Raw genomic sequence first — 21,231 nt, 5'->3', positions numbered from 1 at the left:
GAATCTACTTACTCGTCGTACTTTGCGGCCTGCAGCGTGGGGCGCGATTGTCGCTGTTGATCTGATGACATTTCCCACACCTCCCATCGAACAACGAGAATTTCAGGTTCTTCTCCGCTCTCATAGGCTCGCTTCCTTGCACAGGGAGGTGAGTCGTCATGACAGAGCGCGCGTATCCAATTACCGAAGAAGAGCAGTTGAAGCGGCGAATTCTGACTCCGCAGCCTAAGCAGATTCCGTATTCACCGTTTATTGATTTGTATGAAGCGCCTCCCCCGCCATCGCCTGAACCCGCGAGGATTCCAGGCCACGTATTCGCCAAGTCGTGCCAGTTGCCCGACGGGATCATCAGCTACAACAATCCCACCGGCTATGTGCCGCTTGAGCTGATCAAGGACTACGGCCACTTCACGCTGTTAGGCGGGCGGGAGATGGACAGCCACGGCGGCGTGTCCCTCCGGAAAATCAGTGGTGGTGCCCTGCCCGTAGGGCTTGGCCAGCTTGTATTGCGCACAGCGGCATTGGAGTCCTCGGCTGCGGCGGTCGGCGCCGCAGCGGGGAGTTTGCTTGCAGGGCTGGTGGCGCTGGCATGGCCATCGGAGCTTGGCGACAGTGCGCTCTATAGCGAAGAGCAACTTCGTAACCTGCAAAAAGCCCGCTCGCGGATGCGGTTGCATATCGAGCAACGCGCCGATGGGACGCTGAAGGGATATGGGTTTTACACCGGTAAAAATACCGACTGGCAGATGATCGATGTGGTGCAGTTTCAGAGTCGTGACAGTCAGTTCGTGGCGGATCTTGGCGAGGGTGTGGAGCTGATTTGGACGCCGGCCATTGATCCTGGCGACACCCTTGGCATACCGGCATTGGAGGCTGCACCACAAGCGCCGGTGATGTGGATTTATCCGCCGACGGAGGCGGCCAAACAGATTCTGGTGAACCCGATTTATCCGCCGGAGTATCGGGATTTTATTCTGGTGTTTCCGGTGGAGTCGGGGGTTCGGCCGCTGTATGTGGTGGTTAGCGTTAGGGCGGGCGATCACAAATACCATTCCGCTCCCGGCACAGACGAAATCACCGGTTTCCTAAACCTGAGCAAGGCAAAACCCAAGACCCCAAAGCAAGGTGGGGCAGGGCTTAGAGAGCGCTGGATTGATGACAAAGGACGGATAATTTACGAGTGGGACTCGCAGCACGGCGAACTAGAGGCGTATAGAGCAAGCGATGGCAGTCACTTGGGGGCGTTCAACCACATAACTGGTGAACGGCTGAAAAAGCCTAAGAAAAAACGAAATATCAAAAAATTTTTGTGAGGGCATATGGGACTGAAATTAAGACTGGAATGGTTCGATAAGTCGACAGAGCTTGGTTTAGGAATAGAGCGCTCCGCAGACTTGGGCGAGGACTATACCGTTGTCGACTCGCTCAGACTGTCCGTTGAAGACGACATTAACAACGGAATGTTCCAGCTGCGTGAAGAATGGCTATTAACTATACAGCCGCTCTTCAGTCACAAAATTATTTCGTCGGAAAGTGACTACTTTCTCGCTCTCGATTATAGAAAGTCCTGGTGATTAAGAATAAGCCCGGGCCTCACAAACAGAAGCAAACCAAGAGTATTCATACCCTATGCGTCGTCTTGCACTTTCAGACAAAAAACTCCGCAACATCCCCAGGCGCTTGCGCGCAATAAGCCGATGGGCAGATAGTTTCGAAGGCTGGTTTTTAGAAGACTTCCCAGTGAGGCGAGGATTTGAAAATTTCAAAATCCCCGTCATAGAAACCTTGGTCGAAGGCAAGCAAACAACCCCGGCGATCCAGGCACACTGCGCTCAGCAATTGATCAACGCGGCCGCGCACCTGATTCAAGCCCGGCCCGATGAAACACCTGAATGCTGGATCGTAGCAGCCATTCTGGTGCCCGACATGTTCTCAAGCGAAGTCTGCGTCTACATCGATAAAAGCCGCTACCTCGGCGCTATTCTGCCCTTCGACTACGACTACTTTCGTCAAACCCGAATAACGGGCAGAAGCCTTGCAAACGAATGGGGGTTGATCATCCCCCCAGGCCTACACGAGGTGGGTTTTCACTTCATCCACGAAGATGAGGACGGAGAACAGTTCGAGTCAGAGCATTGGTATTTCGGCGAGGTCAGTTCATCGGATGAAGACCCGGGCGGCGACCGCTGGAAGTACAAGACTTTCAAAGCATTTCAGGCAGAACATCCGCATTTATTCAGCACAGCACCGTAGCCTTGCGATGAAAGCCGTGGTTATAACGACGGCCTTTTCAAGCAGCCCCCTCGCTAAAACTCAACCGCGCACACAACCCACCCACCTCCCGGTTATACAACTCCAACCGCCCCCCAATCTTCCCCACGATCATCTGCACAATCGCCAACCCCAACCCGGCCCCATTTGCATTCCCGCGGCTATAAAACCGCTCGAACAACCGCCCAATCTCCCCCTCATCAATCCCCGGCCCCGCATCCTCCACACACAGCTGCACCCCTCCTGAATCCGTCCCCCGCACCATCACCCTCACCTCACTCCCCGCCGGCGAGAAATTCAGCGCATTGGTCACCAGGTTCTGCAGCGCAATCGCCAACGCCACGGGGTCCGTTTCAATCCAGCATTCCTCATCCCCTTCCAGCACCAACTCAACGCCTTTCTCCATCGCCAGGGGCGTCAGTTCCGCAAGTTCTTCGCGCACCAACTCCGTCAACGGCACACGCACTCGTACGGTGTTGTTCAACTGCGGCTCGATGCGCGCCATGGTCAGCAGTTGGCTGCCAATACGCGTCGCCCGGTCCACGCCATTCACCAGGAAGTCCAACGCCTCTCGCCGCTGCTCCTCGGTTTCCGCGCTCTGGGCGTTCTGCGCGTGAATGCGCAATATCGCCAACGGCGTGCGCAGTTCATGCGCCGCGTCCGCGATAAACCGACGCTCCCGCTCCAGCAGGTCATCCACCTGCACCAGCAGGCGGTTCAGCGCGGTTTGCATCGGTTCCAGGTCCGCCGGCAACGGTTCAAGTTGCAGCGGTCGCAACGTATTGCTGTCCCGCCCGCGAATGGCCTGGGCCATGGCGCGCAGGGGCTTGAGGCCCCAGCCGATGGTCAGCCAGATCAACAACGCCAGCAGCGGCACGCCAATCAGGATGGGCCAGAGGGTGTGGCGGATGATGCGCTGGATCACGTCCTGGCGAATGTCGTCGCGCTCGCCCACCCAGATCAGCAGGCCTTGTTGCATGTCGGCGAGCATGAACGCGCACCAGTCATTGCCGTTTTCCATCAGGTCGTGAGGCCCGAGGGTGGTGGGCGGTGCGTTGAGGATCGGCGCGTCGGTGGAGCGCACCAGCAGTTGGCCGTCGGCGCGCCATACCTGGAAGGTCAGGCGGGTTTCGTAGGGGTGCGCGGCGCCGTCTTCGCCGACACGGCTTATGGCTTGATCGAAAGCCTGGTAGAGGCGGTCCCAGTCGGCATCGCCGGGATCGCGCTGGCGCAGTACGCCTTGCAGCAAACGGGCGCTTTGGGCGAGTTGGGCGTCGTAGACTTCTTCGATTTCGTGGTGGCTGTCCCGCAGCACGAGCCAACTGATCAGGCCATCACCCAGCAGGATCAGCACCAGTACCGGAATGAGGATGCGCGCGCGGACCGAATTCATGGTTTGAGTTCCACCATGTAGCCCACGCCACGCACGGTGCGGATCAGTTCGGTGGAGAGTTTTTTGCGCAGGTTGTGGATAAGGACTTCGAGGGTGTTGCTTTCGACGCGGTCCTGCCAGCCGTACAGCGCGCGGGACAACCGCTCGCGGGTGACGACTTTGCCGGGGCGCACCATCAGTTGGTGCAGCAGTTGGTATTCCATCGGCGTGACCACAACGTCCTCGCCTTGATAACTGACCTGTTGGGTCACCGGGTCCAGGCTCACGCCCGCATGTTCCAGCAATGGTTGCGCGCGGCCCTGGCTGCGGCGCAACAGGGCGCGCACACGGGCCTTGAACTCTTCGACGTCGAAGGGTTTGACCAGGTAGTCGTCGGCGCCGGCGTCCAGGCCGGCGATGCGCTCGGCGGTGCCGTCGCGGGCGGTAAGGATCAGCACCGGCAGGTCGTATTGCTCGGCGCGCAGGGTTTGCAGGAGTGTGAGGCCGTCAAGGCGCGGCAGGCCGAGGTCGAGCAGCAGCAGGTCGAAGCTTTCGGTGCGCAACGCGTGCAAGGCGCTGACGCCATCCTGCAACCAGTCCAGGGTGTAGCCTTCGGCGCCCAGGGCCACGCGGATCCCTTGGCCAAGGGCACGATCATCTTCGACAAGGAGCAGGCGCATAACTGATTCTCTGGAGTAACCGGCGGCATGATGCCGTGTAACCGTCGAGGCTATTTCGGGAAAGATGTTACGGGCCGTTGCCAACTAAGCTTTCGCTAAGGTTGGTTTTGCACAGTGAAATCTCCCACATCTGCTGAGAGTGCTTCCATGCGCAAAATTCTCTTGCTGTCGCTGATTATCGCCAGCCCCATGGCCTTCGCCGGCCCGCAATGCACCACTGCCGAGCGCTCGCAATGGCAGGACCAGAAGGCCTTTCAGGAGCAACTCAAGGCCCAGGGCTACGAGATCAGCAAGTTCAAGGTTACTGACGGCAACTGCTACGAGATCTATGGCTTTGACAAGGACAAGCGCAAGGTCGAGATCTACCACGATCCAGTCACCGGCAAGGCCGTGAAGACAGAGATCAAGGGCTGATGCCAGCCACCTCCCTGCGCCTCTGGGACCCGGTGGTGAGGGTGTTTCACCTCTCCATCGCCGGCGTCTTTGTGGCCAATTACTTCTTCAACGAAGCAGGCGACGACTGGCACGTATGGCTGGGCTATTACGCCATGGCCTGGTTGCTGGTGCGGTTGGTGTGGGGATTTGTCGGTCCGCGCAGCGCGCGCTGGGCGGACTTCTGGCCAACGCCGGAACGGCTCATGGGCCATGTGCGTTCACTGCTCAACCGCCGGCCGCAGCACCGCCTGGGCCATTCGCCCATTGGCGCGCTGGTGATGATTCTGATGTTGCTGGCGCTGCTGGCTATCGGTGCCAGTGGCTTTTTGATGCAGGAAGTCGACGCCCTGTGGGGCGCCGATTGGCCGCTGCTGTTGCACGAAACTGCCGCCAATGTACTGGCCGGCCTGGTAGGCGTGCATGTGCTGGCGGCGTTGTTTGAAAGTATCCAGGTGCGGGACAACCTGCCGTTATCCATGCTCACCGGCCGCAGGAGGCGCCTGCCGGATGACCGTGCGCAGTAATCCTTTTTCCCGACAGGTTCTCTATGCGCCCGCTTTTAATGATCTGCAGTCTGCTGGTGGTGTTTTTCGCTGCCTGGCAAAGTCATCCGCCCCACGTATTGGCGCCGTTTGCCCAAGGCCCCAAGGACAGCTCGCCAACAGAGGCCGCCCCGCAATACAGCAGCCGCTTTGTCTCCTCGCAGCTCAATGACTTTGTGCATTCCTCCTCGGTCACCGCCCTGCCCGGCGGCGACCTGATGGCCGTGTGGTTTGCCGGGTCCCGCGAGGGCGCCGCCGATGTGCAGGTGCGCACCGCGCGCTTTGACGCGAAAAGTGCCGAGTGGGGCCCGGAGCACGTATTGGCCACCCGCGAAAGCACGCGCGACGGCACGCACCGCTACATCCGTAAACTGGGCAACCCGGTGATCGCCCTGGCACCGGACAATCGCCTGTGGATGTTCTACGTTTCGGTGTCGGTAGGCGGCTGGGCCACCAGCGCGATCAACGTGATGGTCTCGGATGACCTGGGGACGAACTGGTCGGCCCCTCGGCAACTGATCACCTCGCCTTTCTTCAATATCAGCACGCTGGTGCGCGCCGCACCGGTATTCCACGCCGACGGTTCCATCGGCGTGCCGGTGTACCACGAGTTCATGGGCAAATTCGCCGAGTACCTGTACTTGAGCCCCGACGGTGCGGTGGTCGACAAATTCCGTATCAGCCGTGGGAAGAACTCGCTGCAGCCGACCATCGTCCCGCAGGACGGCCAACGCGCCATCGCCATGTTGCGTTACGCCGGCGAAACCCATCACCGAGTCCTCGCCAGTCGCACCGAAGACGCCGGCCAAACCTGGAGCGAGCCTTACCCATTGGAACCGTCCAATCCCAACTCCTCGCTGGCAGCCGTCAGCACTGAAGGCGACGGTTTGCTCGTGGCCCTCAACGACCTGCAGGACGGCCGCTTCAAGCTCAGCCTGTACGGCACCGATGCCAAGCTCAATCAGTGGCGCACCGTGGTGGAACTGGATCAATCCCCCGACCCCTTGGGCCAACCGTTCTCCCCCGAGGCCTACAAGGAAATCATCGGCGAAGGCTTCCGCGCCTCCAGCGGTGCGCTGCGCCTGCCCCTGGAGCAACGCTTCCTCAGCAACCTGGATTACCGGGTGTGCAAGCCCCGTGGCTGCGATTTCGAATACGAGTACCCGTACTTCAGCCGCAGCCCGGACGGCATGTACCACCTGGTGTACTCGTGGAATAACACCTTTATCAAACATGTCAGCTTCAACGAAGCCTGGCTGTCGGAGCGCCTGTGATGGTTTCTGTATGGCAAGCGCATTTGAGTTTTGTGCTGTTGGGTTTTGTGCTGCTCAGCCTGTTGCGCGTCACAACACCCTGGCGCCCCTGGCTGCTGCCGGTGTTGGTGGTGGTAAGTTTTATCCCGGTCAACGAACTGCCGTTGGCGGCGTATGTGCGCAGCTTCACCGATGACCTGGCCATCAGCACCCTGGTGTTGTTGGTGTGGGTCAGCCTGTGCCGGTTGGGCGTGGTGCAGCCGCTCCAGCGCCCGCAGAAGGTCCAGGTGCTGCTGCTGTTTGGCATCCTGAGCCTGGTGCTGTACCCGGCGACGATGGGCCTGACGTATTTCGACCCCTACCGCTGGGGTTTCAACCCTCGGCCGATGATCGTGCTGATAGGCGCGGCAGCACTGTTGATGCTCTGGCTGCGTAATACGCTGGCGGTGTGGATGCTCGCGGCGGGCACCCTGGCGTTCGCGCTGCGGCTCAAGGCCTCGGAAAACTACTGGGACTATCTGATCGACCCACTGCTGACGGGCTACTGCCTGGTGGCCGGGTTGTGGATGCTGGCGATGGCTGCCTGGCGCCCTCTTTTAAAATTGCACAGAGGTCAATGATGGGATGGTTGCACTCGCGCCGCCTGCGCTACGGCGTGGGCGCGATCGGTTTGGTATTTGCGTTGCTGGCGGCACTGCGGCTGGTGTTTGTATGGGGATTTTCCGGGGTCGGCCTGAGGGAGCCCGCACTGCTGGAAACCGTGGGCATCGGCCTGCGTTTCGACCTGCGCCTGGCGGTGCTGATCCTGTTGCCCCTGGCACTGCTCGCCTGGCTGCCACGCTGGAACCTGATGACTGTCCCCGCCCTGCGCTGGCTGGCACGGGGTTATCTGCTGCTGGCGCTGGCCACCGTCGGGCTGGTGTACATCATCGACTTCGGCCACTACGCCTACCTCGGTGTGCGCATCAACGCCACGGTGCTGCGTTACCTGGAAGACGCGCAGATTTCACAACAGATGGTGTGGGAAACCTACCCGGTGCTGTGGATAACCTTGAGCTGGCTTGCCGCCGTCGGCCTATGGACCTACGCCCTGGTTCGCCTTGAACGCATCACCCTGGATGGCGAACGCAAACCCATTGGCAAGCTGGCCATCGCATCCGTGGCCACCGTCGGCGTGATCGCGGTATTGCTGGCCCTGCTCGGCCGCGTCGCCAACCTCAATATCGAAAATCCCGTGCCTCTGCGCTGGAGCGACGCGTTCTTTTCCGGCAACAACCAGATCGCCGCCGCGGGCCTCAACCCGGTGCTGTTTCTGTACGACACCCTCAAGGTCGGCCAGTCGCAATTCGATGAGGCGCGGGTGCGCGAGCATTACCCGCAAGTCGCGAATTATCTGGGGGTCAGCCAGCCCGACCCCGAGCAGTTGAACTTCGCCCGTGAACAAGCCGTGCAGCCTTATCAGCTCAAGGGCGAGCGCCCGCCGAACGTGATCTTCGTGATGCTCGAGTCCCTCGGCACCAGCGCCGTGGGCGCCTATGGCAACCCGCTGAACCCCACGCCGAACCTCGACAAGCTGGCGAAGGAAAGCTGGTTCTTCAAACACTTCTACGTGCCCGTCACCGGCACCGCCAAAACCGTGTGGGCGAGCATCACCGGCGTGCCCGACGTTACCCGCCAGGAGACGGCAACCCGCAACCCGCTGATCACCCGGCAACACACCTTGATCAATGCGTTCGAGGACTACCAGAAGCTCTACATGATCGGCGGCAATGCCGGCTGGGCGAATATCAACGCCTTGATCCGCCAGAGCATCGACGGCGTGAAGCTGTATGACGAAAGCCACTGGCGCTCGCCACGGGTGGACGTGTGGGGCGTTTCGGATCTGGACCTGTTCAAGGAAGGCGACGAACTGCTGCGGGCCATCCCCAAGGACCAACCGTTCTTCGCCTACCTGCAAACCTCCGGCAACCACCGACCGTTTACCATCCCCAAGACCAACGATGGCTTCAAGGTGCATGACCTCACCGTGGAACAAGTCCAGGCCGCAGGCAGCCGCAGCGTCGAGCAGTACAACGCCGTGCGCCTGCTGGACTTCAACATCGGCCGCCTGATGGAAATCGCCAAGGCTGGCGGTTACTACGACAACACCATCTTCGTGTTTTTCGGCGACCACAACACCCGAATCAGCCAGATTCCGCACATGGCGCCGGCATTCGAGCAGCTTGGGCTGGAAAGCAACAACGTGCCGATGATGATCCACGCGCCCGGCCTGCAACCCCGGGTGATCGAAGAAGCCGTCGGCCTGGCGGACCTGCTGCCTACCGTGGCCGGCATGGCGGGCATACCGTTCCGCAATGGCGCGATGGGCCGGGATATCCAGCAACCTGCGCCGGAAGGCGAGCGCGTGGTGCCGCTGGTATTGCGCGAGGGCACGTTCCCGCTGATCGGCGGCGTGACCAAGGACTTCCTGCTGCAAATGGAGCACGACGGCAGCTCGCCGACCCTGCATGACCTGGCGTCGCAAACGCCGAGGGACAATGTGGCTCAGCAGTATCCCGAGGAGTTTGAGCGGTTGCAGGGGCTGACCCGTGGCCTGCATGAGAGTGCGCGATTGATGTTGTTCCGGAACGTGCGCTGAAGTCACCTGACGGTCGGGCTGTACTATCGGCCCAGCCAATCCATCCCCACAATCTATCGATTTGAGGTCCACCTCACCCTCCCCGACTATGGCGGCACTTCCAATAACAAAAACCAGGAACCCGCCATGACTGCCCGCTTCCACAACCCGGTAGACACCCGCTTCGGCTGGGGCTGCCTGCAAGAACTCGCCGCTCTTACCGAAGGCCAGAGCGTCGCCCTCGTGACCTTTCCCGAAGCCCGCGGGCTCGGTTTGGTAGACCGCATCCAGGCCCTGCTGGGCGAACGCCTGGTGTACGTCATCGAAGACGTACAGCCCAACCCTGACGTGGCCCAACTGCGCGACACCTACGAGCGTTTCTGGCTGCAGGCCGGTGACTGCCAGGTGGTGGTCGCCGTCGGCGGTGGCAGTGCAATTGATACGGCAAAGGCCTTGATCGTCGGCACAGATTCCGGGGATTTCGACGAGCTGCTGGCGTTGCTGGCCACCGGTAAACCTTTCGCGCCGGCCCGCCACAAGCTGTTGATTGCCGCACCGACCACCGCCGGCACCGGCAGCGAAGTCACGCCATGGGCGACGATCTGGGACTCCGCCAGCCTCAAGAAGTATTCGCTGCACCTGGACTGCACCTGGCCGACAGTGGCGATCATCGACCCGCAGTTGATGCTGACGGTGCCGGCCGGGGTCACGGTGTCCACCGGGCTGGATGCCTTGTCCCATGCGCTGGAATCGATCTGGAACGTCAACGCCAACCCGGTCTCGGACACCTTCGCCATCTCCGCCATCGAAGACATCCTGGAATGCCTGCCGCGCTTGCGGCGTGACCTCGGCAACCAGGAATTGCGCTCGCGCATGGCCTTGGCGGCGCTGAAAGCCGGCCTGGCTTTTTCCAACACCAAGACCGCCCTCGCCCACTCCATCTCTTATGAGATGACTCTGCACCACGGCCTGCCCCATGGCATCGCCTGTTCCTTCACTTTGCCGCTGGTACTGGGCCTGGCATGGGGGCACGACGCCGCGCGGGACCGCACCCTGCAACGGGTATTCGGCACCGACCTGCAGCAGGCCCAGGCGCAGTTGCGCGACTTCCTCCACAGCCTGGACGTGAAGACCGAATTTGCCGACTACGGCGTGAATGCCACCGAGGCCGAGGCGATGATCCGCTTCGCCCTGCAAGGCGCACGCGGCAAGAATTTCATCGGCGCGCAAGCGGCCTAGACTCACCGTAATTCGGTCGTTTCCTGTTGCACCTATCAAGAGTGCCCCCCTGCGGCTGCGGTCGCCGGGGCGAATAACAATAAGGAAAACATCATGAATCGTGCACACGTGCTGCCTGTTCCTGCCGTCCGTACCTCATCGTTTCGCGTAGCCCAGTGGCGCATGCTGCTGGCGGCGATGTTTTGTTATCTGTTTTTCTACACCGGCCGCCAGACCTTCGGCTTTGCCATCCCCGGGATCCAGGCCGAGTTCGGCCTGACCAAGGAAACCCTCGGCTGGGCCTCCGCGGCGATGCTTTGGGCCTACGCGATTGGCCAGGCGATCAACGGCAACCTCGCCGACAAGTTCGGCGGCCGCCGCATCATGACCCTGGGCGCGGTGCTGTCCTGCGCGGCCAACTGGGTCACCAGTTTCGCCAGCGGCTTTGCCGGGCTGATCCTGCCGTGGGGCATCAACGGTTACTTCCAGGCCCTCGGCTGGGCACCCGGCAGCCGGTTGATTTCCAATTGGTGGAGCGCCGGCGAGCGCGGCAAGGTGTATGGCTTTTATGTGTTCGCCGCCGGGTGCGCCTCGGTCCTGTCGTACGTCACCTCCATCGTGGTGCTGGAAGTGTTCCAACTGGAATGGCGCTGGATCTTCCGCCTGCCGGTGCTGTTGATGTTGGCGGGCGGCATCATTTTCTACCTGGTGGCCCGCGAGCGGCCTCAAGACATGGGCTTCGAGCCCCTGGCCGATACCGGCGTGGCGAATGCCGAAGACAAGAATCATGAAGTGGCCCACGGCGAAGTCGAATCCTCGGCGCAGCGCTACAAGGCGGTGCTGAAAAATCCGCGGCTGATCATCGCCGCGATCTCCCTGGGTTTCCAGAACGCCGCCCGCTACGGCCTGATCGTCTGGGTGCCGGTGCACTTCCTCGGGGCCAACTGGAAAAGCGGCGACAGCATGATCGACCCCAAGTGGATCACCGTGGCCCTGCCGGTGGGCATGGCCATCGGCGCCCTGAGCAACGGCTGGGTCTCGGACAAGCTGTTCGGCTCCAAACGCTACCTGGCGATCATGCTCTACATGTTCCTCGGCGCCGCCACCAGCCTGTGGATGTGGAGTTTGCCGCCCCACAGCGCAATCGGCCTGGTAGCGTTGTTCCTCTGCGGGTTCTTCGTGTATGGCCCGGCGTCGAGTTTCTGGGCGCTGTGCCCGGACCTGGTCGGCGCCAAGCGTGCGGGTACGGCCACGGGCGTGATGAATTTCTCATCCTATCTGTTCGCCGGCCTGGCGGAACCGCTGATCGGCAGTATGCTCGACAGTACCGGCAATACCTCGCTGATCTTCATCGTCGTGACCTCGGCCTGCCTGTGCAGCGCAGCGGTGGCGTTGTTTATCCGACGTTGATGACCGGCCCGGCGGACCTCAGGAACAGGACTCGTTATGTACCAGTACCACAAGTGGCTGCGCTCGTTTCATGCGGTGGCGAAGACCGGCAGTTTCACCCTCGCCGCCGAGTACCTGAGCGTCGGCCAGCCGACGGTCAGCGAGCAGGTCAACGGGCTGGAGAAGCAGTTCTCGGTGGAGCTGTTCCACCGTCGCGGGCGGTTTATCGAGATGAGTGCCGCCGGGCACGCCCTTTACGGGATCACCCAGGGGCTGTTCGGCCAGGAGGATGAAGCCATGCAACTGTTGCAGAGTTTCAAGCAGCGCAAGACCGGGCTGCTGCGCCTGGGCGCGGTGTCGCCGCCGATCGCGATGAACCTGACCTACGAGCTGATGCAGCGCCACCCGGACATCGAACTGGAAACCTCGTTTTCCCCGGAAAAGGAAACCCTGGACCGGCTCTTCAACTTCGATATCGACGTGGCGATCCTGGCCCTTTCGGAGTTCGACCAGCGCTTCGATACCCAGCTGTACCGGCGCTATCCGATTATTGCGGTGGTGCGCGATGACCACCCGTGGGCCCGGCAGAAAGAGGTGCACGTGGAACAGATCAGCCGCGAAAAGTGGGTGATGCGCGAGAAAAGCTCACGCACCCGGCAACTGGTGGAAGAAAGCTGCAAGCGCCAGGGCATCGCCGTGAACTGCGTGATGCAGCTGAACAGTCGCGAAGCCATTGTGCACGCGATCACCAAGGGCATCGGCATCGGCTTTGTTTCTGCCGTGGAATACGCCGAAACCCCGGGCACCACGCCGATCACCTTCGTCGACCATCCGTTTTTCATCGACTACCACTTGTGTTGCCTGGGCATCCGCCGCAACCGACCGATGATCGCCGAGCTATTCGAGGCCAGCCCGATCCCGGCCACCTGATCGTCTTGACCGTTTAAACCCTCACCAGGCGCTTACCTCTTCTTTGAGAGAGGGACGGCCTGCTCACACCTGAAAATGGAGACTTGCCATGCACTACCAACAACCTTCCAAGCTGCAAGCCGTGGTCCTGGACTGGGCCGGCACCGTCGTCGACTTCGGTTCCTTCGCCCCCACGCAGATTTTTGTCGAGGCGTTCGGTGAGTTCGGCGTCGCCGTTTCCCTGGAGGAAGCCCGCGGCCCGATGGGCATGGGCAAGTGGGATCACATCCGCACCTTGTGCAACCTGCCACAGATTGCCGAGCGTTATCGGGCGGTATTTGATCGCTTGCCGACTGACGAGGATGTCACCGCACTGTATGAGCGCTTCATGCCGTTGCAGATCGAGAAAATCGCGCTGCATTCGGCGGTCATTCCCGGCGCCCTTGAGGCGATCAACACCCTGCGCGGGCAGGGCTTGAAGATTGGCTCCTGCTCCGGGTACCCGGCGGTGGTGATGGCCAAGGTGGTCGAACTGGCGCGACAGAACGGCTACGTCGCCGACCATGTGGTGGCGACCGACGAAGTGCCCAACGGGCGCCCGCATCCGGCGCAGGCACTGGCCAACGTGATTGCCCTGGGGGTCAGCGATGTGGCCGCGTGCGTGAAGGTCGACGACACCTGGCCGGGGATCCTGGAAGGCCGTAGCGCCGGCATGTGGACGGTGGCGTTGACCTGCTCCGGCAACGCACTGGGTTTGACCTACGAGCAATACAAGGCGCTGCCTGCTGCTGAGCTGGCGCTGGAGCGTGCGCGCATTACACAGATGTTCGAGGGCTCGCGGCCGCATTACCTGATCGACACCATCGTCGAACTGCCGGCGGTGATCGACGATATCAATGCGCGTTTGGCGCGCGGAGAAACGCCGCAGGGTTCTTGATGGGCCGATGGGGTCAGTGAGCTGACCCCACACTGCGGCCTATCGCCCTGCGACAAGCTGCTCGCTAAAGTATCCACAGCCGCTGCGCCAACCCGGTATCCACCGCCCACGGCCTGACACCCAACTGCTCTTCCGATTCCGCACTCACTGCCGCCGCCACATCACAGTTCTCGCAATAGACCCCGCCCATTCCCGCCAACTGCCCACTCACCGCGCACCACACACTGGTGGCCGCGCCTTGCTCCGGGGTTTTCATGTTCCGCTCAGGGTCGATCACCGGTTTCCCGTGCTCGTCGACATAGCCTGATGCCTGCAAGACTTCAGGCTTCATGTGCCGCACCAGATCGGTAATGATTCCACCGGGATGCACCGCAAAAGCCCTTACCCCACTCGCCGCACCGAGCGTATCCAGATGCACGGCGAACAGCGCATTGGCAGTCTTGGACTGACCGTAGGCCCTCCATGGATCGTAGGCCTGGCGCTCGAAATTCCAGTCGTCAAAGTCGACGGCGCCGTGCACATGCCCCCGTGAGGACAGCGTCACCACCCGTGCACCTTCGGCGCGCTGCAAGGCCGGCCACAGGCGCTGGGTAAGCAGGAAATGCTCGAGATGGTTGGTCGCGAACTGAGATTCGTAGCCCTGGGCATTGCAGCTCAGCGGCGGCGCCATGATGCCCGCGTTATTGATCAGCAGGTGCAGCGGGCAGCCTGTCGCCAGAAAGCGCACGGCAAACTGTTCGATGGACTGGGCGTCCATCAAGTCCAGGGGTTCAAGTTGCAGCTGTGGGTAAGGTTTGAGTGCGGCGCGTGCCTTGGCCAGGTCACGGGCCGGGACGATCACGCGGGCGCCCGCGGCAGCCAGGGTACGGGCGGTGACCAGGCCAATGCCGGAGTAGCCGCCCGTGACAATCGCCACCTTGCCCGAGAGATCGACGCCCCGGATGACTTCGGCGACGGTGGTTGCTGCTCCATAGCCGCTGTGGATCGGTTTTTGTACTGTGGGCATGACAGAGTCTCCATTGGACGTGTGGTTAACACGCTACCCCTCGAAAGCCGTACTCTGAATACTCGATTATCCCATTTACATGCGTAAAAGTACGAATATGCCCAGCGACCCGTTTTCCGAGATTCTCACGTTCGTGAATGCCCAATCGGTGATGACCGGCGGCTTCAGCGCGGGCGGCGCCTGGGCCCTGCGTTTTCCCGCGCCGGACAAGATCAAGTTTTTCGGGGTGGTGAAGGGGCAGTGCTGGTTGTGGATGGATGGCGAACTGGCGCCGGTGTTGATTGAGGCGGGCGATGTGTTCCTGCTGTGTGCGCAACGCTCGTTTGTGCTTGCAGGCGATGTGTCGGTCGCGCCTTTGGAAGCGCGGCAATTATTCGCTGACGCCGGCCGCTTCCCGCAAATCGGTGACGGCCAGGGCTGTGTGCAAATCGGCGGCTACGTGCAACTGGACCCGGAGAGTGGCGGCCTGCTGGCCAACGCGCTGCCGCCCCTGATCCACGTGCGGGCCACGTCGCCGCAAGCGACAATCGTGCAATGGCTACTCGGCCAGTTGGCACATGAGGGGCAAGCCAATTTGCTCGGGGCAAGCTTGGCGTCGGCGCAACTGGCGCAGTTGATGTTTATCCAGATCCTGCGGGCCTATGTCGAGACCTCGGGCGTATTACCCGAAGGCTGGCTGCGCACGGTCAGCGACAAGCGCCTGGCCCCCGCGCTGCGCTTGATACACAGCGAGCCGGGGCGTGCCTGGACACTGGAAGACCTGGCTACGGCGGCTGCGATGTCGCGCACCACCTTTTCGCACTACTTCAAGAGCGTTGCCGGGGTACCACCGTTGGCGTACCTGACCGAGTGGCGCATGCGCCTTGCGCAACGAGCGTTGCGCGAGGGGAATCTGTCAGTGGGCGTGTTAGCGCAGTCGTTGGGGTACGGTTCTGAAAGTGCGTTCAGCAACGCCTTCAAGCGAGTGACAGGAAAGGCCCCGAGGCATTATCGGGACGCGTGCCGTCAATCAATGTGAATTACTGCGCCTGGAACGTCGCAAGGTACGCCAGCAGGTTATCGATCTTCTCCTGGTCGCTGATCCCCCAGAAAATCATCCGAGTGCCGCTCACGACCTTTTTCGGTGCCTCGATGTAGGCGGCCAGCTTGTCCCGCGTCCAGACCACGCCTGAATTCTTCATCGCATCTGAATACTGGTAATCAGTGGTCGTGCCGGCCGGGCGGCCAATGATGCCGTTGAGCTGCGGCCCGAAACCGCCCCGGGCATTTTCGCCGACGCTATGGCAACCGCCGCAGGTTTTGCTGAATAACTTTCCACCGGCTTCGGCGTCTCCCGCCGCCGTTGCCGGCAGGCTGACGAGACCGGCAATCAGGGCGAGGCTGAATAATACGACGTACTTCATGGGTAACTTTCCATCCGTTGTGCCGGTTCAGCTGGGGACTTGCCATGACATGGCACAGCGACTGCCCGGCGCAAAACCGTGACGATACTCCTCGCGCAGAGCCTCTGCCAAACGATGATCCGGCGCCAGCGAGCGCTCTGGCTGAAATCCCAGCCGCTGGTAGAACGGGGCATTCCAGGGCACATCGCGAAACGTGGTGAGGGTGACGGCCCGCAACCGGCGCAAACTTGCTTCATTCATCACGGCTTCCAGCAATTGCCGCCCTGCGCCACGGCCCTGCATGACCTGCGCCACCGACAGTTCATGGATGTGCAGGTCGTCATCAAGCATCTGTGCACTGAGAAAACCCTGGACCTGGCCAGCAGCATCCACCGCCACCCAACACGTACCCCACGCGATCAACTGCAGATGACGTTCAACACTCATGACCTCGGCATCGGCCAGCCAGCTCAAGGATTCGATCGCACGAAAGGACTGGGCCGCACTGCGCTCTATTGCAGGTAAACACACTGCGTCGGGTGCGGCGGCAAGTCGGATAACAGTCAGCATGAGGCAACCCGGGATCGTTGAAACACCTGAGATTAACATCTGGAAACAGCCACTCAATTGATATCACCCCACCACTCTGCTTGCATGCCCGCTCCTCTCGGCACAGCGGTTCAGGAGACAAGCGATGAAAACCATGGTGGTCGGTGCAAGCAAAGGATTGGGCAGGGCCTTGATGGAAGGGCTGGGCGGGGTTGGGGATACGCTGATCGGGGTGTCCCGCAGTCGCCCTGATCCCTTGATGTGCAGCACTGGCGCCGAGGTGCGCTGGGTGGAAGCAGACCTTGGCATGCCTGGCCAAGCGGCGCACGTCATCGAGCAGGCGGTGGCGGCAGGCGGGCTGGACACACTGATCTATAACCTGGGCATCTGGGAGGCGCGGGCGTTTGATCCGGCGTACAGCTTTCTCACCGACGAGGACACGCAACTGGAAGCCATCGTCAGTTGCAACATCACCGCACCGCTGTTGTTGATCAAGCGGCGCTGCCGGTGTTATTGAAGAGCCCTCAGCCGCGCATCATCCTCACCGGCTCGACCTCGGGACTGCCCCAGAGCGGCCGGCCCGAAGTGGCGTTCGGCGCCTCGAAATTCGCCTTGCGCGGCATCGCCGATGCGCTGCGTGAAGGCTATCGCCAGCAGCGCCTGGGCGTCACTTGCCTGAACCTGGGCTATCTGAATACCGAAGATTCCTTGAGCACCTCACGCACCCAGGCCGAACAGCGCGGTGAGGGCCAATTGATTCCGGTGCATGACGTGGTGCAGGTGGTGCGTATGGTCTTAAGCCTGTCCGGCGCCAGTTTCGTCAAGGAGCTGACGTTGCCGGCGCTGCTGGATGAACGCTTCTAGCAGGTTTCGCCAGTGGAGCGCCCTGCCCTGACGCAATTCAAAGACAACCAAATGACCACCCATCGCAAAAAAAACATCCAATCGAACCTAATCGACGGCGCCCCACTCCACCTTACTTAACCCGGATGGTGGAGTAAGGATCATGGCTCAGCCATCGATATTGGTGCTGGAAGACGACGAAATCATTCGCTCGTTGATGGTAGATGTACTGGAGGATTTCGGCGCGGTGGTGACCTCGTTCCCGTCCGCAGACGAAGGAATGATTTTTCTTGAACGAGCCAGTGATCCGGTAGACTTGATTGTCAGCGATATCCAGATGCCCGGCCTGCTCAATGGCTACGACTTGAGCAAAGTAGTCGCCCATCGCTGGCCGACGCTGCCGGTGGTGCTGACCTCGGGCAACACCGCAATGGCCTCGCAGTTGGGCAGCACCGTGCGGTTCCTGCCCAAGCCGTGGACCACCAAGCGCCTGATCGACTGCGTGCAGTCGGCCCTGGTGCAGGGTTCGCCCATGCACTGATAGCATCGCGATATCAGCCAAGGCGAACTTCACGGCGACTCCTGCGGTCAGTTATTAAGCAACCTTACATGGCCAGCAGGCCCCCAGTTCGAGTTTACTGAATGCATTCACAGGCCCATGACGTTGGTGCGCCCCCTGTACTTGAAGCCCTGCGCTCGGGTACCGCTTTACTGCACGTCGCCCTGGAAAAGCGCTTGCCGTTTTTCTCCCCGCAGCTCGATCACACTCGGTATAAACGCCTGCTCCAGGCCTATTACGGGTTCTACAACCCTCTGGAAACGACGCTGCACGACAGCGGCTTGATCCCCGTGGGGTTTGATCAGGTGCTGCGTCGCAAAACTCCCACCCTGCTGACGGATCTTCACGCCCTGGGCCTGGACGCCCGAGCCATCGCCGCCCTTCCCCATTGCCTGTCGCTACCGCTCCTCGACACGCCGGCCGCCTGCCTGGGCGCGCTGTATGTGTTGGAAGGTGCCACCCTGGGCGGGCAGATCCTGCGCCGGGAAATGGCCCAGCGCCTGGGACTGGATGCCGACAACGGCGGCGCGTTTCTCAACGTGTACGGCGCTGAAACCGGTCGGCGCTGGAAAGACTTTCTCGACTACCTGAGCCATGTGCCCCTCGATGCGCACGCCAAACTGCGCGCCGTGAACGCGGCCCGCTCGACATTCAGCTGCTTTGAGCAATGGCTCGACAGCCAGGAGGTACTGCTATGAAACCCGAAGATTTTGAAGAGTTGCTTGCCAACTGTGCAGACGAACCCATCCGCTTCCCGGGGGCCATCCAGCCCCACGGTGCGCTGCTGACCCTGTCCGAGCCGGAACTGCATATCGTGCAGGTGAGCGCCAACGTAGCCGAACTGTTCAACCACTCACCGGAATCCCTGCTGGGCCAGCCGCTGCACACATTGATCGGCATTGAACATGCCGAAGCCGTCCGGGCCATGGTCACGCAAAACAGCTTTTTCGACGCCGCACCGCTGCACATGACCCTCAACGGCGCCGAGTTCGAAGGCTTGCTGCACCGCCATCAGGATGTACTGGTGCTGGAGTTCGAACCACGGCTCAAGGACTTCCAGCCGCGGGCACTCAATGGCCGGACCAGCAACCTGGGCAAGATGCTGCAACGCCTGCAGGCGGCGAAAACCCTTCAAGCCTTGTATGAAATCAGCGTCAACGAAATCCAGGCCATGACCGGCTACGACCGGGTGCTGATTTATCGTTTCGAAGAGGAAGGCCACGGCCAGGTGATCGCCGAAGCGTCCGCCCCGTCGATGGAATTGTTCAACGGCCTGTTCTTCCCGGCGTCTGACATCCCCGAACAAGCCCGGGAGCTGTACCGCACCAATTGGCTGCGGATCATCCCCAATGCCGATTATGAGGCAGTGCCGCTGGTGCCCAGGTTGCGCCCGGACACCGGCCAGCCCCTGGACTTGAGCTTCGCCACCCTGCGCAGCGTGTCGCCAATTCACTGCCAGTACATGAAAAACATGGGGGTGCTGTCGTCCATGAGCATCTCCCTGATGGCCGGCGACAAACTCTGGGGCCTGATCAGTTGCGGCAACCGCCAGCCGCTGCTGGTGCCCAATGATTTGCGCACCGCGTGCCAGACTATCGGCCAGGTGCTGTCGTTGCAGATCAGCGCCATGGAGGCCCTGGACCTAAGCCGCCAGCGCGAAGAAAAAGTCGAGGCCCTGGCCTTGCTCAGCCAGGCCATGCAGGCCTCGCCCGCAAACGTCTTCGATGGCCTGGCGCAGCGTCCGCAATTGCTGATGGACCTGACCCTCGCAGGCGGTGTGGCAATCATCGAAGACAAGCAACTGCACCGTTACGGCAATTGCCCGGAACCTGCGCAGATTCGCGCCCTGCACAAGTGGCTGCAAGAGGCCGGGCAGCCGGTGTTTGCCAGCCATAACCTGGCCTCGGTTTACCCGCCGGCGGCTGAATACCAGCACGTAGCCAGTGGCGTGCTGGCCATGAGCTTGCCCAAGCCGGTGGACAACGGCGTGTTGTGGTTTCGTCCCGAAGTGAAGGAAAACATCAACTGGAGCGGCGACCCGAACAAACCCCTGGACCTGGAAAGCACCGACGCGGGCCTGCACCTTCGCCCACGCACCTCGTTTGAAATCTGGAAGGTGGAGATGGCCGGCATTTCCACCAAATGGAGCCACGGTGACCGCTTCGCCGCCAACGACCTGCGCCGCTCGGCCCTGGAAAATGACCTGGCCCGCCAGGTGCTGCGTGAACAACAGGCGGTGCGCGCCCGGGATGAACTGGTGGCGGTGGTTTCCCACGACCTGCGCAACCCGATGACGGTGATCTCGATGCTCTGCGGCATGATGCAAAAGGCCTTCAGTTCCGATGGCCCACACACCTCGCGACGGATTTCCTCGGCCATCGATACCATGCAACAAGCCGCCGGGCGCATGAATGTGCTGCTGGAAGATTTGCTCGACACCTCGAAGATCGAAGCCGGGCGCTACACCGTCAAGCCGGTGGCCCTGGACGTGAGCCAGATGTTCGAGGAGGCCTATTCACTGCTCGCGCCCCTGGCGATGGAAAAGGGCATCGACCTGTCCTTCAATGCCGAACCCGGGCTGCAAATCCATGCCGACCCGGAACGGTTGTTCCAGGTGCTGTCGAACCTGATCGGCAACGCCATCAAGTTCACCCCGCGCCAGGGCAATATCGGCATCAGTGCGTTGAGCAATGGCGAAGAGATCGTGTTTTCGGTGCGTGACTCAGGCGAAGGGATCGCCCCTGATCAGTTGCCTCACGTGTTTGATCGCTACTGGACGCAAACCGAAAACAATCCCACCGGCAGCGGCCTGGGCTTGTACATCACCCAAGGCATCGTGCAGGCCCACGGCGGGCGGATCGAGGCTGAGAGTGAGTTGGGGCGAGGCAGCGAGTTTCGGTTTACGGTGCCCAAGCCGGCTTGAAACGGCGCCTCATCGACACGGCGAAGCATATGGAAACCCAAAGGCCCGGAACGCCGGACCGGGCCAGGGCCACTGATCAGGACGCACTCAAAGGGAGGTGAATGCGCACTTCACGTCCTTTCTAATGAGAGCCAACATCTATGTCCTTTCCAATCATTGGCAGCGCTTTCCATATCCAATCCTTCAATCAACCCACTCATTCGCCTCAAGCCACTCAACCCGTCCAACCTGTTCAGCCGGCCCCCAAACCAAACGATGAGCCCTCGCGTAGCAGCTCCAACCAGCAAATTTTTCAGTCGAATAGCGGTAATCTGACTGATCTGGGAAAAGGCAATTTGCCGTGAGG

Annotated in this window: 21 protein-coding genes and 1 pseudogene; 17 read left to right on the top strand and 5 right to left on the bottom strand. The window is 61.1% G+C overall.

The genetic code is table 11. The features are described 5' to 3' along the window. The first annotated feature begins 158 nt into the window (after positions 1-158). The 3 genes from HX817_RS09190 to HX817_RS09180 are packed head-to-tail and all read left to right on the top strand — an operon-like array spanning position 159 to position 2,253. Positions 159-1,313, top strand: coding sequence for an S-type pyocin domain-containing protein (locus tag HX817_RS09190; protein WP_177040139.1), 1,155 nt, complete (start codon positions 159-161; stop codon positions 1,311-1,313). Positions 1,314-1,319: 6 nt separating this feature from the next. After that, positions 1,320-1,574, top strand: coding sequence for a colicin E3-like toxin immunity protein (locus HX817_RS09185; protein ID WP_102368185.1), 255 nt, complete (start codon positions 1,320-1,322; stop codon positions 1,572-1,574). Positions 1,575-1,629: 55 nt separating this feature from the next. Beyond that, the gene (locus tag HX817_RS09180; RefSeq protein WP_177020400.1) at positions 1,630-2,253 is read left to right on the top strand and encodes a DUF3916 domain-containing protein; all 624 of its coding nucleotides are present in this window, start codon (positions 1,630-1,632) and stop codon (positions 2,251-2,253) included. Positions 2,254-2,290: 37 nt separating this feature from the next. Here HX817_RS09180 and HX817_RS09175 read toward each other — a convergent pair whose 3' ends face one another. Both HX817_RS09175 and HX817_RS09170 read right to left on the bottom strand, forming a co-directional pair. Beyond that, positions 2,291-3,664: a sensor histidine kinase gene (locus HX817_RS09175; protein ID WP_177040138.1), complete on the bottom strand. Its 1,374-nt coding sequence runs from the start codon at positions 3,662-3,664 to the stop codon at positions 2,291-2,293. After that, positions 3,661-4,323: a response regulator gene (locus HX817_RS09170; RefSeq protein ID WP_177021394.1), complete on the bottom strand. Its 663-nt coding sequence runs from the start codon at positions 4,321-4,323 to the stop codon at positions 3,661-3,663. Before HX817_RS09170 ends, HX817_RS09175 begins: the two co-directional genes overlap by 4 nt. Positions 4,324-4,470: 147 nt before the next feature. Here HX817_RS09170 and HX817_RS09165 point away from each other — a divergent pair, with 147 nt between their 5' ends. From HX817_RS09165 to phnX, 9 genes are all read left to right on the top strand, one after another. After that, entirely contained in the window at positions 4,471-4,737 is a 267-nt protein-coding gene (locus tag HX817_RS09165) for a PepSY domain-containing protein (protein ID WP_003210334.1), read from the top strand. Beyond that, positions 4,737-5,282, top strand: coding sequence for a cytochrome b/b6 domain-containing protein (locus tag HX817_RS09160; protein WP_003210336.1), 546 nt, complete (start codon positions 4,737-4,739; stop codon positions 5,280-5,282). Before HX817_RS09165 ends, HX817_RS09160 begins: the two co-directional genes overlap by 1 nt. A gap of 23 nt (positions 5,283-5,305) precedes the next feature. Beyond that, positions 5,306-6,574 carry an exo-alpha-sialidase gene (locus tag HX817_RS09155; RefSeq protein ID WP_256348682.1) on the top strand — a complete coding sequence of 423 codons (1,269 nt, stop codon included), beginning with the start codon at positions 5,306-5,308 and terminating at the stop codon, positions 6,572-6,574. After that, entirely contained in the window at positions 6,574-7,173 is a 600-nt protein-coding gene (locus HX817_RS09150) for a hypothetical protein (protein ID WP_177040137.1), read from the top strand. The genes HX817_RS09155 and HX817_RS09150 overlap by 1 nt, the downstream gene beginning before the upstream one ends. Beyond that, a complete protein-coding gene (locus HX817_RS09145) occupies positions 7,173-9,191 on the top strand; it encodes an LTA synthase family protein (protein WP_177040136.1) in 2,019 nt (672 codons plus the stop codon). The genes HX817_RS09150 and HX817_RS09145 overlap by 1 nt, the downstream gene beginning before the upstream one ends. 126 nt (positions 9,192-9,317) lie before the next feature. After that, positions 9,318-10,409 (top strand): iron-containing alcohol dehydrogenase PsrA, encoded by a 1,092-nt coding sequence (psrA, locus tag HX817_RS09140; RefSeq protein WP_003210343.1) that lies wholly within the window; start codon positions 9,318-9,320, stop codon positions 10,407-10,409. Positions 10,410-10,502: 93 nt separating this feature from the next. Continuing rightward, positions 10,503-11,798: an MFS transporter gene (locus tag HX817_RS09135; protein WP_003210345.1), complete on the top strand. Its 1,296-nt coding sequence runs from the start codon at positions 10,503-10,505 to the stop codon at positions 11,796-11,798. Between the two features lie 36 nt (positions 11,799-11,834). Beyond that, positions 11,835-12,707, top strand: coding sequence for a LysR substrate-binding domain-containing protein (locus HX817_RS09130; protein WP_087695146.1), 873 nt, complete (start codon positions 11,835-11,837; stop codon positions 12,705-12,707). Positions 12,708-12,795: 88 nt separating this feature from the next. Further along, positions 12,796-13,623 carry a phosphonoacetaldehyde hydrolase gene (phnX, locus tag HX817_RS09125; protein ID WP_003210349.1) on the top strand — a complete coding sequence of 276 codons (828 nt, stop codon included), beginning with the start codon at positions 12,796-12,798 and terminating at the stop codon, positions 13,621-13,623. 64 nt (positions 13,624-13,687) lie between these two features. On the opposite strand, the gene HX817_RS09120 is transcribed toward phnX, so the two are convergent. Then, positions 13,688-14,629, bottom strand: a complete 942-nt coding sequence (locus HX817_RS09120; RefSeq protein WP_177040135.1) for an oxidoreductase — start codon at positions 14,627-14,629, stop codon at positions 13,688-13,690. Between the two features lie 97 nt (positions 14,630-14,726). Between HX817_RS09120 and HX817_RS09115 the strand changes: the two genes are divergently transcribed. Continuing rightward, entirely contained in the window at positions 14,727-15,647 is a 921-nt protein-coding gene (locus tag HX817_RS09115; RefSeq protein ID WP_003210353.1) for an AraC family transcriptional regulator, read from the top strand. A 1-nt stretch (position 15,648) separates the two neighbouring features. On the opposite strand, the gene HX817_RS09110 is transcribed toward HX817_RS09115, so the two are convergent. Next, positions 15,649-16,032, bottom strand: a complete 384-nt coding sequence (locus HX817_RS09110; RefSeq protein ID WP_177040134.1) for a cytochrome c family protein — start codon at positions 16,030-16,032, stop codon at positions 15,649-15,651. A 27-nt stretch (positions 16,033-16,059) separates the two neighbouring features. Continuing rightward, on the bottom strand, positions 16,060-16,581 hold the full coding sequence (locus tag HX817_RS09105) for a GNAT family N-acetyltransferase (protein ID WP_177040133.1): 522 nt from the start codon (positions 16,579-16,581) through the stop codon (positions 16,060-16,062). Between the two features lie 124 nt (positions 16,582-16,705). On the opposite strand from HX817_RS09105, the pseudogene HX817_RS09100 reads away from it, so the two are divergent. From HX817_RS09100 to HX817_RS09085, 4 genes and pseudogenes are all read left to right on the top strand, one after another. After that, positions 16,706-17,424: pseudogene (locus HX817_RS09100) on the top strand (SDR family NAD(P)-dependent oxidoreductase). A 142-nt stretch (positions 17,425-17,566) separates the two neighbouring features. Further along, a complete protein-coding gene (locus HX817_RS09095; RefSeq protein ID WP_003210361.1) occupies positions 17,567-17,944 on the top strand; it encodes a response regulator in 378 nt (125 codons plus the stop codon). Between the two features lie 101 nt (positions 17,945-18,045). Further along, positions 18,046-18,660, top strand: coding sequence for a biliverdin-producing heme oxygenase (locus tag HX817_RS09090; RefSeq protein WP_177040132.1), 615 nt, complete (start codon positions 18,046-18,048; stop codon positions 18,658-18,660). Next, the gene (locus tag HX817_RS09085; RefSeq protein ID WP_177040131.1) at positions 18,657-20,885 is read left to right on the top strand and encodes an ATP-binding protein; all 2,229 of its coding nucleotides are present in this window, start codon (positions 18,657-18,659) and stop codon (positions 20,883-20,885) included. Before HX817_RS09090 ends, HX817_RS09085 begins: the two co-directional genes overlap by 4 nt. Positions 20,886-21,231: the final 346 nt, after the last annotated feature.

It is taken from the genome of Pseudomonas sp. C6002, from assembly GCF_013385805.1.
Lineage (GTDB): Bacteria > Pseudomonadota > Gammaproteobacteria > Pseudomonadales > Pseudomonadaceae > Aquipseudomonas.
This window is presented reverse-complemented; position numbering and strand designations above follow the sequence as displayed.